Origin of the sequence: Spirosoma terrae (genome assembly GCF_010435915.1) — a bacterium.
GTDB classification, from domain to species: domain Bacteria; phylum Bacteroidota; class Bacteroidia; order Cytophagales; family Spirosomataceae; genus Spirosoma; species Spirosoma terrae.
Map to the genome: position 1 here is coordinate 93486 of NZ_JAAFZH010000009.1, position 13593 is coordinate 107078.

General features: G+C 49.0%; 8 protein-coding genes. All 8 read right to left on the reverse strand.

The genetic code is table 11. The annotated features are described in order from the left end of the window. Positions 1 to 28: 28 nt before the first annotated feature. Positions 29 to 754, reverse strand: coding sequence for a gliding motility-associated ABC transporter permease subunit GldF (gene gldF / locus GK108_RS19085; protein WP_163952018.1), 726 nt, complete (start codon positions 752 to 754; stop codon positions 29 to 31). 77 nt (positions 755 to 831) lie between these two features. Continuing rightward, complete coding sequence (locus GK108_RS19090) at positions 832 to 1350, reverse strand: DUF4199 domain-containing protein (protein WP_163952019.1); 519 nt, start codon at positions 1348 to 1350, stop codon at positions 832 to 834. Between the two features lie 19 nt (positions 1351 to 1369). Next, positions 1370 to 1921, reverse strand: a complete 552-nt coding sequence (locus tag GK108_RS19095; protein ID WP_163952020.1) for a DUF4199 domain-containing protein — start codon at positions 1919 to 1921, stop codon at positions 1370 to 1372. Then, positions 1918 to 3213: a dihydroorotase gene (locus tag GK108_RS19100; protein ID WP_163952021.1), complete on the reverse strand. Its 1296-nt coding sequence runs from the start codon at positions 3211 to 3213 to the stop codon at positions 1918 to 1920. Before GK108_RS19100 ends, GK108_RS19095 begins: the two co-directional genes overlap by 4 nt. Before the next feature lie 115 nt (positions 3214 to 3328). Beyond that, positions 3329 to 3712, reverse strand: coding sequence for a glycine cleavage system protein GcvH (gene gcvH, locus GK108_RS19105; RefSeq protein WP_163952022.1), 384 nt, complete (start codon positions 3710 to 3712; stop codon positions 3329 to 3331). A 74-nt stretch (positions 3713 to 3786) separates the two neighbouring features. Then, the gene (locus GK108_RS19110; protein ID WP_163952024.1) at positions 3787 to 4845 is read right to left on the reverse strand and encodes an aldo/keto reductase; all 1059 of its coding nucleotides are present in this window, start codon (positions 4843 to 4845) and stop codon (positions 3787 to 3789) included. A gap of 78 nt (positions 4846 to 4923) precedes the next feature. After that, positions 4924 to 12612, reverse strand: a complete 7689-nt coding sequence (gene sov / locus GK108_RS19115) for a T9SS outer membrane translocon Sov/SprA (protein WP_163952026.1) — start codon at positions 12610 to 12612, stop codon at positions 4924 to 4926. A gap of 346 nt (positions 12613 to 12958) precedes the next feature. Further along, the gene (gene ruvA, locus GK108_RS19120; protein ID WP_163952028.1) at positions 12959 to 13549 is read right to left on the reverse strand and encodes a Holliday junction branch migration protein RuvA; all 591 of its coding nucleotides are present in this window, start codon (positions 13547 to 13549) and stop codon (positions 12959 to 12961) included. Positions 13550 to 13593 lie beyond the last annotated feature (44 nt).

Below are 13593 nucleotides of genomic sequence, written 5' to 3' on the forward strand. Positions count from 1 at the left end.
AAACTTGCAATGAATTTAGTCCTTTGTATCAGAACGTTTTCTTCAATCTAGATACGGTTAACAGCAGAAAGAAGAACGTTAAGGATAACAAAAAAATAACGTTTCGCGAATCGATCAGCCCCCGCCCCAGTGCGCGATATTGCTCGTCCAGAGCCACGTAGGAAAGATAGTAGGCTATACTACCCAACGCATTTAAACTGGCTAATGCCCCCAGACCAACGTAAAGAAGAAAGCAGAAAAAAACACCCAGCACAAAGGCTACCACCTGATTGTCGTTTAACGATGAGGCCCAAAGCCCAATAGCGACGAAAACGCCCGCCAGCAAGAGCAAACCGACATACGATCCAAACACGACCGCCGAATCGATATTACCCACTGGCGAACCAAGCCGATATAACGTAACGTAATAGATCAACGTGGGTAACAGCGTTAGCGACACCAACAGCCAGCTGGCGAGAAACTTCCCTCCCACAATCCCCCAGCGACTAACCGGTTTCGACAGCAGCCATTCCATCGTACCGGTGCGTACTTCATCAGCAATGGACCGCATTGTAATGGCCGGAACGAGAAAAATTAGTACATAAGGCGTTAAATTAAAGAAAGCCCCCATGTCGGCATAGCCATTTTCGAGCAGGCTGGTATCAGGAAACACCCAGAATAATAACCCGATGGCGGTTAAGAACACAACCATCACAATGTAGGCAATGGGCGAGGAGAAAAACTGATTAACTTCTTTACGAAAAATAGCCAACATAGGTCTGGGCGCTTACAGGCTGCGTGGAGTTCTGCTCAGGTGAATGACTTCTGTTCAGGGCAAGACTGACACTAGTTTTAGTCAAACGGGTTATTCCTGTTCCGGCGTATAATCGCTGCAATAATCAGGGAAAGAATAGCGCCCATAATAATCGTCCCGAATACACCCGCAATGAAGGTGAAACCCGGCGACTGAAATTTTTGCGAGATTTCCAGCGCCTGATCAATCTGTTCATCGGATAACTTGCCCTGATCTTCCAAACGTTCACGGGCCTGCTCAAAAGCACGCTGCTGGATCGACGGATCAATCACTACGTTATAGAACGTATTGAATAACGACGATAACAGCCCTCCTACTGCTGACAGCAAGGCACCGATGCCAAATCCTTCGCCATACGTCATAAACCCGCCGTTCAGCTTTCGATATTCCTGCATAGACAGGACCAGAACACTTACCATCGCGCCCAACGTAAGCAGGCCAAACCACGGATTACTCCCCTGGTCGGTCAGATACATGATCAACGTTACCAGCATTAAACTAATGCCAAGAATAACACCCCATTTCAGGGCAATACGAGTCGGAGATAGTTTTTCCATAGGGTCTTTTCAGCTATCGTTACCGTAATACGTTGTAATCCTGCTTCCGGAAAAGCAATGAAATAATAAGCGTAGGCAGAACGGCCAGCGCTGTCTTTTTTGTCAATTCGTCGGGCAACAGGACGCCGGGCGTCATATTACTTACCTTCGCCCATTGTTCGTTGAAAGTTTCCGGGCCAAACTGATCGGTCAGTTGCTTCTTACTTTCCAGTAATAGCTTCTTGGAATTAACAACATACTCGTTGAAGACGCTGGTATCGACCTGTGTGATGAAGAAATAAATCAACCATCCCGTTACCAGAGCCGCTACGGTGTTGATAACGTAGCAGATCGTGATTCCTTCCCACAGATGAAGCATTCCGTGACCAATGTATTTGCGGTAGTACCAAACGGCAGAGATCATCATGATAATATGAATACCAAAGTCCAGCACGCGAATATTACCCAGTGGCGGTACGTCCAGCGCATACAACGCCAGGAAGTAAAGAAAACATAATACACCCGTTATCAATCCGGCAAGCAGCGGGATTTTTAACAACGGGTGTTTAAAATAGTCAATGATATCTTTCATGCAGTATGATTCAACTGTCCCTGATGAACAGTTCCAATAACTTGCCCGGTTAACGTCTGGCCGAGAAAGGGAGAATTTTTTGATTTAGAAACCGTTCGGTCATAGGTCCAGTTGGCTGCCGGATCAAAGAGTGTCAGGCTAGCTGGCTGCCCCTCTTCGATGGTCAAAGCAGGTAATCGTAAGATCTGCCGTGGCCGAGCCGTCAGTTTGTCCAGCAGTTGACTTAACGGCAAATTCCGGTTATGGGTCATCAGTAGAGCAAAAACCGTTTCGAGACCAATGATACCAAATTCAGCCATATCGAATTCCAGATTTTTACTCTCCGCATCCTGTGGCGTATGGTCCGACACAATAGCATCGATAGTGCCGTCGGACAGTCCGTTCCATAGGGCTGCTACGTCGTCGGCCGAACGAAACGGCGGATTAACCTTCAGATTTGTATCGAATCCGGCCAGCGACGTATCGTCAAATACCAATTGATGAACCGCTACGTCGCAACTAACGGGTAAGCCACGCAACTTTGCCTGCCGAATCAAATCAACGGAGCGAGCCGTCGAAATGGTCGAGAAATGAAGTAGCGAACTGGCTGGTTCCCGTTCGCTACGTTCCGTAGACAATACGTAGTCGAGTAAGCGTAAATCACGTTCAATCATCAGCTCTTCGGCCAGAGCGGGCATTCCTTTCAACCCTAACAGTGTGCTTTGAACGCCTTCGTGCATTTGCCCGAACAGCGTTAGTTTGGTTTCTTCGGCGCGGTTCATCAGCAAGCCATTTACGGGATACAGATATTGCAGCGTTTTGAGCAATAGATCTGGATTCTGTAACGGATGATGACCATCAGAAAAAGCAATGGCACCGGCATGGTGTAAATCGAGCATCTCCGTAAAGTCGTCGCCAGCGGCTTTTTTGGTAATAGCAGCCGCTACGTGCACACCGACGGGTTGGCCCTGAGCCATGCGCTGTATGTATCCCAACGTTCCTTTATTATCGATGGCGGGCTGGGTATTGGGCAGGACAACAATATCCGTGAAGCCTCCAACAGCCGCTGCCCGACAAACACTGGTTATGTCTTCTTTGTGTTCAAAACCGGGGTCCTGCGCCAGTACACGCATATCGATCCAGCCCGGCGATACGTGTAGATTCGGCTGGTCAATCACCCGGACATCGCTATCGACAGCCAGATCCGTACCGATCTGGCGAATCAAGCCATTAACCACTAATAAATCGCATACCTGACCATCAAAGGGCGAAGTAGCATCAACAACGCGGACTGAACGGAGTAAGAGTTGCATAACTTTTACCCTCTTTCTCGTTGAAAAAAGGGAAGTAAAATAAGGTAATTTGAAAAAAGGCTCCACGGGCAATTAGCCGGTTGGAGCCTTCTCATAGTTTTATTTAAAAAGTGAATCAGGCACCAACTAACTCCTGATAAGCGTCGGCTGTCAGCAAGTCATCATTCTGGCCCGCATCAGCAAGTTTAATACGTACAATCCAGCCTTCGCCATACGGATCGCTGTTCAGCAGCTCCGGCGATTTCTCGATGGCATCATTCACTTCTATAACTTCTCCTTCAAGTGGCAGAAACAGGTCAGATACTGTTTTCACAGCTTCTACTGATCCAAAAACGTCACCTTTAGCAAGCGATTGGCCAACGGTAGTAATATCGACATAAACAATATCACCTAACTCGCGCTGTGCAAAGTCCGTAATACCGACCACAGCGGTGCCGTCGTCTTCTAGCCGAATCCACTCGTGATCCTGCGTATAACTCAATTCTGCGGGAAAATTCATTGTGGGGTTGTTGATTTATAGGCACAAAATACGGTAGACTAGCTCGGATTTGCAAACGGTTTGTTGCCAGAATCCTACCGCGTTACTGCCGGAGGAGTAGGCGTAAAACTGGCCGGAGCCATTCGGTCGCGTTTCTGCCGCTCAATCATCCATTGCGGATACGGTTTTCGAATAGCGCTCACCTCATCTAACTGCTCCAGTTGTTCGGTAGTCAGACTTAATTCAGCAGCTTTGATATTATCCAGCAGCTGATCGGTATTTTTTGCGCCGATAATAACGCTCGTTACGCCAGGTTTAGCCAACACCCAGGCCAGCGCAATCCGGGCTACCGATACGCCATGTTCCGCCCCGATACGTTCCATTACGTCGATAATGTCGTATGCTTTTTCCTGATCGACGGGTGGAAAGTCAAAGCTGAGTCGACGCGAATCGTCGGCGGGTTTGTTATCACGCGTGTATTTCCCGGACAGAAAACCACCGGCTAACGGGCTCCATGGCAAAATAGCCATCTGTTGATCCTCGACCATCGGTACGATTTCATGCTCCAGGTCGCGCCCGGCAATGGAATAGTAATTTTGAGTCGATATAAATTTCGACCAGCCATATTTATCGGCAATACCGTTTGCCTTCATCACCTGCCAGGCTGCCAGATTGGAACAGCCGATGTACCGGACTTTACCGCTACGTACTACGTCTTCCAGGCCGCGCATTGTTTCTTCCAGTGGCGTTACGCCGTCAAATCCATGAATCTGGTAGAGGTCAACATGATCGACCTGCAACCGTTTCAGGCTACCTTCCAGTTGCTGCATAATTTGAAGACGGCCCAGACCAACCTGGTTTTTCCCTTCTCCCATTCGGCCACGAACTTTAGTGGCAATCACCAGTTCATCGCGCGACAGACCCAGGTTTTTTATGGATTGTCCCAGCAAGGTTTCCGACTGACCAAAGGAATAGACATTGGCCGTGTCAATAAAGTTAACGCCTTCATCAACAGCCGTCTTCACAATGGCATCAACGCTGTCCTGTTGAAGCTCGCCCATTGCTTTCCAATGGCCTTCGCCCCCAAATGTCATGGTACCCAGACAGATTTCGGAAACCAGTACACCCGTGTTTCCGAGAAAGTTATAGTTCATGGTTTATTGGGTTATCATCCAGTAAACTCAACCAGCAAATCGGCTGTTTGTTACTTCATTCGCTACGTATCAGTCAACTTATTCGGCCAAATTGAACTTCAACTGTATCCCTCCGGCTGTGGTGGCCCGCCGGAACTGGTTCGAGACAAGGGGATCGTTGAAGGTCCGGTCGAAGTAGAAATTAAGATTCAGGCGACGGCTGACAATATAGCTCACCTGTGGCCGCAGCTGGAAGTTTACGTTACCAGCGGTAATGATCTGTTCGGCATCCAGCTTCCGTTGAATCGACCGCGTATCCCGGAACGTTACGTTACAGGAGAACGTCAGGTCGTTTTTCAGGCGTTTATACGCGCCATTGATTCGGAATGGTATCCGAATGTTCTGCTTTGTAAAACCGATCGAAGCTGTCAGATCTTTACTGCTTAGTTCAGCCACCTGCGAGTTCGACAAGCTTAGCGCAATGTCGCGGCTTTGGTTGTACTCCAATCGGCCAGTAACCCGGCTCTTGGTCTGGAATTGAACACCAAGCATCGGTGCGAACTTTTCCGACATGGTGATGGTACTCATCGCCAGCAGCGGCATATACTGCCCCAGTTGGTTCACGTACAAGGGCAACACCTGTCCATTCTCGTTGGTAACCGTACCGGGAGCAAAGTTCTGTACGGCCAGATTGACGTAAGCCGCTCCATATTCCAGATTGGAAATAAAGTTACCAACACTGTAGTTTGAGGTATAGCTGTGCGTAATGGTGAAGGCACTGAACTTCTTCCGAATAAAATCTAAACCCGACAGTCCGTTATAATCGACCCGCCAGTTTGGCAACGGAAAACTATAAAACGGCGATAACTGAGCTTTTTCTTTCGGCTGACCGCTGTAGGCCGCAAAAAATGCCGGAATCAATACGTCCTGCGATGTAGTCGTATACTTTCCTTTCGTTTCGGAACCGGAAGCCGCATTGGTCAATCGTTCGACAAAGTATTTCCGATATTCTTCAAAACGGTCGAAAATGGGCGACGTATTATCACTACGTAATCCGATGAAGGCTGTTCGGAACGACCAGAACGACATACTAAACTGACCGTTACGTACCGGCGACTGTGTTTCGAATGGGCCACCCAGTGATGATGGTCGGAAATATTCCTGATAGGCATCGGAACGGGTCAATCGCCATTCGACCTGCATTCTGAAGTCTTTAAACGGCTCCAGCGTTGTTCGCGCACTGAAGTTTTTGGCTCGTGATTGCTGGAAGGCTGTATTTTGAACAATACTAGGCGATAGCCACCCTTTCTGAGCTGCCCTCTGAGCAATACTATAATCTTGCCCACCCAGTACAAAACCCAACCCCGGCGCATTTTCCGGACTCACACCAAAGAAACGAGGTGTTGGTAAGAAGCCTGGTAGCACCGTCGACTCCTGAATCGTGTACGAGAAGTTAATACCCCGCACGGTTAGCAACGCCCGTGTGAAGTTTTTCAGCACTTTACTTTCTCCCCGTTCAATTTCCTCGATATCACCAGGGTTACGGGCAAAATTCTTACGTATGGGCGAAGGCGTATTCGCGAAACGCAGGTACCGGATTTTATTGTAGAGACGTATTAAATCCACGCGCCCCGTAACGCCCCGCTCGCGGTTATTACGTATAATATTGCCGAACGGTACGCCCGACGAATCGGCAATACCAAATGAGTTAGCCTGGAATTGGTACCCTACACCATACAACGCATCGGCAGCCATCCAGTCGAGCAACGGAATTTTGTCGAGTGGTAACCGATACGTTGCCCGAATGTCCTGTACGAAATTTTTCATCCGACCCAGATTTTTGATGCTGTTCATGATCGAGTCTCGCTTGGCCTTGGTATTAATATCGCCAGCGGGTTCATCGATAATGGCATTAGCCTGGGCTTTGTACGTCAGCACCAGACTTCGGGTCAGATTCCAGGTCAGATCATAATACCGATTGAAGAGAAAATACTTTTCAAATTGCGGTATAATACCGTTCGTTGTCAGATCCGACGAGCGAAGCTGTGTTTTGATAAAACTGCGATCAACATCGGTCCGGATCGATACCAGCGTTGGCAAAGGCGTCAGATTAAAATCTTTCAGCCAGCGTAAATAAGGTGCTTCGAAAGCTGTTTTATTCCGAAATGGCTCAAATGCTTTTGGCTGACTGCTGTAGGTATACGCAATGCCGCCACGGGTTTGCTGCTGCAGGTATTCCTGCGTCAGAATATTCGTCCGCTTGGTATCATTATAGGCATAGGTAAAGGCAAAATTCTCAAAATCGTAGAAGTGCGCTTTGGCATTCGGATTCATTTTCACCTTTCGAACATTCGAGAAATTATAACCCCGGCGCGTGGTGTTATCCTGCACCATTTTCCGGTAATTTTCGCGTTCGGTGCCCTCCGCTTTAGTGGCCAATGAGGTTTCCAGCGGCATATCTGGGTCGAGCGGATCAAAATGCGGGTTAATATTCCGATGATCATAGTTGACGTACAACGGAATCCGGAACCCCCAGTTTTGCGGTAGAAGCTTATCGACCGCAATAGCCGAAGATAGCCCAAATTCTGCCGTGGTTTCGCGGGCCCGATCACCAATTCGGGTCTGCACCCCGCCAAAGCCAAACGTGGTCAGTCGGCCCGAAGCCGTTAAGGTAGCCAGATCAGCCAGCTTTACATTGGCCACGCCAATAGCCGCTATACCAGCCTGCTGATCATAACCATAGGCCCGTAGTTCGTCCACCCAGACCGTAAATGACTTCGCCCGCTCGCCATCGTTTGCCATTTTTGGGTTTCGCACCCCGATCATGATAGACTGAACAGAACTCAGATCGGGATTACCCACGACGGTTATCCGATATCGTCCATTCGACGAATTGTCACTGAACGGCAAAGCTGTTTGCCGGGTCAGTTGCCGGTTGCGCCTGGCTTTCAGGTTGACCAGCTCTTCAAACGCGATATCGAGTTCATTGGCAGATGGCCATACCTGCTGACGTAACGCTTCGTCGTTAGGATCGCCCGTAAGATTGCGTGTTGTTGCCTGCAGATTTGGGATTTCAATTTCGTAGTAGTTATCGGTATAATCGGTTCCCAATCGCACAAAAGCAGCAACCTGACCGCTTTCATCCTCCGGGTTGTGCATGTGCACAAACATCTTTAGTCGCTCCCGGAACAGCAAATCGAAATTGGTATTGCGGAACGCCCCGCGCGAATCGCCATCGCGCAGATTCGTTACGCTCAAACGCATCGACTGTTCGTTCAACTCGACGGTGTTTACCTGCGTATAGTCGCGGTCACGAACGTAACCAGGGGGAACAGTATACATGTATTTGGCTCCTCCCGTCGTTGATACCTGCTGGCTACTATTTTCTTCAATGTTAACCGTAGAAACCGTAAACTGAGCATCATAGGGTTCGGGGACTTCCTGTAGACCACGCTGGTTGAGATCACCGGTATATTTACGATACTGGTTTGCCTCCATCTGTAACTCAGCAAACCGCAACACCACTGGCTGTTCAAAATCGGTCAGATACATCCGAATAAATCGCATGGATTTGAACCCGTTTATACTTCCCACTTTGCGCGTTGGCTCCCGAATCGGAATCCGGAACTGATACCACGTAACAACCCCGCCCGGAGCCCCAGGGGCCTGAACCGTAACTTTGTCAATAATGTATTTATTAGTACCTACCTCAAGCTGGCCAGGGCGTAAATTCAGCTCATATTCGTAATAAGCCTCATTATCGTTAATGGTATTATCGATATTCAGATCCTCAATATCGGGCAGTGTTGTAGAAGCAGGTGTCAGAAACTGGTTCGTAGACGTATTTTCGGGGGAGTTGTTTTCCATACCCATATACTGCTTGTACCGCCCTACGATAGACTGTTGCTGATCAGCTTCTTCGCCCAGATAAAACTTAAAGTCGTCTCCTGCCGGGTCCTGCTCAATCGCCGACATGGCTACGGGATTGGTCACTCTCGGACGAATTGTGTTCAGGTAGCTCTGGAAACGAGTTCGTTCGGCCGCATTACCCAATCCATCCAGACCAACATCCTGCCTGTCGCGGCCGCCACTCTGAAACGCATTCGTGACAAACTGCTGCGTTGGTACTCGCCCCCAAACGGTTTGCTCTGTTCCCGGATTACGGGCACTGACGGTAGAGTCGATCGGAAAGCCGTTCTCAAACGTATACCGGCTGTCTTTCATGACATCTTCAGAAATATCCCCAATATTGAAGAATAGCTTACCCCCTCTTTCTTTTGAAGAATCCGGGACCGTTATTCCCCGCAGTCTTCCGGCCTCGCCCCCAACAAATGGGTCCATGAGCCAGAAGGTCAGGTTTTCAATATTGGCATTGTCGAAGTCATTGTCGGATGCAATAGCCCGTGTTACAGATCCGAAATTCTGTTTAGGATTCGGCAAAAAACCATTAGCGTCCAGATTCGTATTGTAGTTGTACATGCCGCGCTCCGACGGGAAATACGCTACGTCCAAAATACTCTCTGGCAACTGAACGGGTCGAACTGAGCGACCAGGGAATAACTCCTGTGGCAGAAAGTAGCGCTCGTAGACGTAGCGTTTCACCTGATCAGGATCAATGTTCGATACAACGCCCTGCGAACCTGGGGTGTACAAGGTCGGGTCAACGGAGTAAACCGACATACGCGCCCGGTTGTAAGCCGACTCTAACGGGTTCTGAAATGATCCCTGCGGAAATTGTTGCGGGGTTGCGCCCAGTCGCCAGCGAATTGGTTGGCGGGTCAAATCAAAGATGGTCCGGGCAGCCTCAAAATCATCCAGGTAACTCTCGTTACGCGCTCTGGGGTTTGTACCGGGCAACAGCTGTGCGACCTCCCCCGTAAACTGCACCGTCGATAGCTCCTTGGTTTGCACAATGGGTAGCTTATCGAGCAACCGCGTTAGCCCCGGAACATCTTTGCGAATATTGGCGCTCAGCCCCAGAATTGTGTTATTGACCGGCTCATTACCAAGAGCCACGCGAGTCAGAAACCCGGCTGGGGTTTCTTTCATGTGCATAGCCGTCAGGCCGAAACTGATGTCTTTTGTTAAGGCATAATCCAACCGCGTACCAATCAAGGTCCGAATCTGGTTCTGAAACAAATCAGGTTGTTCATAACTGATACGTATTTCCCGGCCTGAATTACTGATGCCTTCATTGATAATACGTAGTCGACCCGTTTGTGCTTCGAAAACGTAATCGGCACCCGGCGACAACGATACACCACCCGCCGTAACCATCACCGATTGCTCGTTTACACCGTACGGCAACTGAATTTCGGCTCCGTTGCTCGACTGGAAGGCTCCTTTCAGGAAAAATTTGTTCTTACTCGCCAACTGTTGCGCATCCGACAAGGTGGTCGTGTACAACTGGCTGAATACGTATTTAGCTTTAAGTGCTTCTTCATCAGCCCCAAATTGATTATTCAGATACGATCCAAAAGGCTCCAGTATGGGAAAAATGATTTTGCCGTATCGACTGTCGACCGTAATGTTTTCAACAAAGTCGAAGTTTCCATCCGGTTGGGCGTCCAACTGCTGATTCAGTCGGTCCATCCCAAACAGTTGTACTAATGGTCGGTTTTGCGTAAGACGGCCTTCCTGCAGGTTTGGGTTATCGATCCCCGTTAAATCATCCTTATAGACAACCCGCAACTGGAAACCAGTCCGCGAGATCTGTGATGTGCCCAATGAGTAAATATTTTTCATCATCAGGTTCCACATCGGCAATTGGAGGTTATTGCGAATAGTTGCCGATTTCAACAGTTTGAGCACCAGCACCTCATCGTCTTTCCGGGACTGATAATCTTCGGTCAATTCACCAACCTTATAACGGCGGCCCTGATACGTATACTCAAAAGCAACGGCCAGGATTTCATCGTTTCGCAGTGGAGTCACCAATGATATATAGCCCAATTCCGACTGAAGTTTGTATTCCGTCTCGGTTAAGCGTTTGGCACCCCGCAACAGATCGTAGTCAGTTCCCTTTGCCAGACTAAACGTAGTAGTTAGTCCCTCATTTGTCTGATCGACCTGCCGGAAGGCCGCATTAGGGTTACTGGTTAGTTTGTTATACAACCCATTGGCATCGTTGCTGGCCGGTGTACGTCCATTGCCCGAAAAAGGCTGAATATTATTATTGGTCTTACTATATGGATTTCCTTCGCCCAAATCCTGAAAACCAGCAATGTTACGTAGCGAAGCCGTCGTATTGGTACGATTTGTTACGTATACCTCAATCCGCGTAACGTTAATACCCGACGTTACCTGAGGCAGCGACCTGAGCGATTGTTCGTAGATATTTCGGAAAAATTGCGACAGGAAAAAGTGGCGGTTTTCGTCGTACTGATCGGCCCGAATTTCGAACGGCCGGTTCGATGTTCCACCACGTAGCACAATTTCCTGTTTGCGCGACCGCTGCTGCGATAACACCACCGTAGCATTCAACTTGCCAAACCGAAGCTGCGACTTTACACCAAACAAATTCTGAACACCCGGAATCAGCTGACTATTAACGGCCCAGCTAATATTTCCCACTTCCAGTCCTTGCAGAATACTTTCGTTCTGGGGCGTAAATCCAGGCAAGGTGCCGTTTGCTCCCGGAATACCGGGTAAGTTCGGCGTACTGGGCAGATTAGGCAGATTGGGTAAGCCCTGACCCGTTCCGAATGCAGGCAAGCCACCACCGGGTTTGTAATTTACCTTTAGCGCATTTTCAAAGTTGAAACTGGCTTTCGTATCAAAATTGGCTAGTACGCCCAGCTTTTCACCAATCTTCCCGTTGAAGTTGATGCTAATCTGCTCATTAAACAGGAAATTCCCGTTTCGACGTTGGCGAACGGGCAGAACGGGATTATCGATAAATTGGTAGAGATAGCCGAAATCTAACGTAACAAATCCGTTTGGCTTAAAATCAACATTACTACCACCAAACAGGCGGTCTATGACGGGCGGCAGATCCAGTTTAGGGATAAGGCCGCGCCCGGTCAGCGAGCTTTGGCCTTCGGTACGCGCACTAAAGTCGCGCATAACACTCTGCCCAACGCGCTGATTCTGCAGTTCGTTATAAGTCGAATAGGGAACGGCTTCTGACGGTCGGTAGGGCATACCATATTGCGATGGCGGCAGAGCCAGCCCAGGCATAGGTGTGCCGGGCGAAATCATACCCGGTGGAGTTGTGCCAGGAACAGCGGCATTCGGCAAAACGGCCGTTGTACTTCCTGGAGTACCAATAGTAGTGCGGCCGGGCGTATTATTCGGTAATGGCGATCCAGACAGCGACACGCCCGTTCGAACTCGCTCAGAAACACCGATCTGCCCAGACGGATCAAGCAAAAAATCGGTTGAAACCCCTTTGGGGTCGCGTAAGATAAACGGAGACCGGGATGGCCGTTCGGAGAAGCGCGTAGCTCTACGGTCGGGCCAGTTCACGGTTGGTCTGCGGTTGGCACTCCGGGCAGCCCGGATACTATCGGTACGATTCTGAATAGCCTGTTTTATGGAATCGGCACGTATAACGGCCTTCCGACGGGCTTCTGCTCGAGCGGAGTCCTGAGCAGCCTGCTGACGACGGGCCGCAGCACCACGACGGGCCGGAGCCGGATTTGGCTGGTTCTGCGCCATAGCCAGACCAGTACCCAGCACGATCCAGAGGAATAGTATTAATGTCCTGTTTCGTACAAACACAATCCTCCCTACGGCCAGGAAACAGGTATTCACTAAAAAATTGTGAACAAGGTAAGGGTTCACCATTGACGATACTTTCAGGTTCGGTAGTGGTAGTGCGTTATGACGCCTACCCTTAAACGGCCAAAATCGGGCCAATCGTCTAATCAGACGATAGATTTTTTATACGGCGGTCAAACAATCGATTAATCGAATAGTTTCAGGTCACCAGCTTGTAAAAATAGGCAAAATTCATCGCTTTTTAATTTATGTGACCCAGGCATCAGTAACAATACATGATCAATGCAACATCTTACAGATTACACACCTGACTATCAAAGACATACAAGTCAATATCCAGCAAAAAACCCTATTAATTCCAGAAAATCAATAGGGTTTTCGAGTCATATACTGACAGGTCGGGTAACAAAAATTAACGTAACGCGCGCCGGATCACATCTTCAACCGACAACGCTGGATCATCCTTCAAAGCATCATCCACGCTTTTCTCAGCGGTTGGTTTAGGAAATCCGAGTGCAACCAGGGCAGCCAGGGCTTCTTCCCGAACGGGATTGATAGCACCCTGCTGACGATACGTTGGACCGTCGGGAACAACACCCGATTTTTTCATTTTATCGCGCAACTCCAGGATAATACGTTGCGCCGTTTTAGCACCAATACCTTTTATAGCCTGTACCGCCCGAACATTTTCGCCCAGAATAGCTAACCGCAGATCGGCCGGTTGCATGGCCGACAACATCCCCAAGGCCGTGTTGGGTCCTACGCCCGAAACACCAATCAAATCCAGAAATAGTGCTTTCTCGTCAGCCACAGCAAACCCATACAAAATCTGGGCGTCTTCGCGGAATAAATGGTGCGTAAACAGTTTTACCCGGTCACCACCACCTGGCAGGGTAGAATACGTTTGGAGAGAAATATGGACTGCATACCCTACGCCATGCACATCGATTATTACGTATGTTGGCTCTTTGTAGGATAGCACGCCGTCTAAGTAAGCAATCATTCAGACGTTAAAAAGGCTTGCAATCGAAGCAGTTATAATGAAGT

Bases quoted from the DNA above. Each gene is read 5' to 3' on its own strand.
- GK108_RS19095 (WP_163952020.1), bottom strand. From the start codon at position 1,921: ATGAAAGATATCATTGACTATTTTAAACACCCGTTGTTAAAAATCCCG.
- sov (WP_163952026.1), bottom strand. From the start codon at position 12,612: ATGGTGAACCCTTACCTTGTTCACAATTTTTTAGTGAATACCTGTTTC.
- GK108_RS19110 (WP_163952024.1), bottom strand. From the start codon at position 4,845: ATGAACTATAACTTTCTCGGAAACACGGGTGTACTGGTTTCCGAAATC.
- gcvH (WP_163952022.1), bottom strand. From the start codon at position 3,712: ATGAATTTTCCCGCAGAATTGAGTTATACGCAGGATCACGAGTGGATT.
- ruvA (WP_163952028.1), bottom strand. From the start codon at position 13,549: ATGATTGCTTACTTAGACGGCGTGCTATCCTACAAAGAGCCAACATAC.
- gldF (WP_163952018.1), bottom strand. From the start codon at position 754: ATGTTGGCTATTTTTCGTAAAGAAGTTAATCAGTTTTTCTCCTCGCCC.
- GK108_RS19100 (WP_163952021.1), bottom strand. From the start codon at position 3,213: ATGCAACTCTTACTCCGTTCAGTCCGCGTTGTTGATGCTACTTCGCCC.
- GK108_RS19090 (WP_163952019.1), bottom strand. From the start codon at position 1,350: ATGGAAAAACTATCTCCGACTCGTATTGCCCTGAAATGGGGTGTTATT.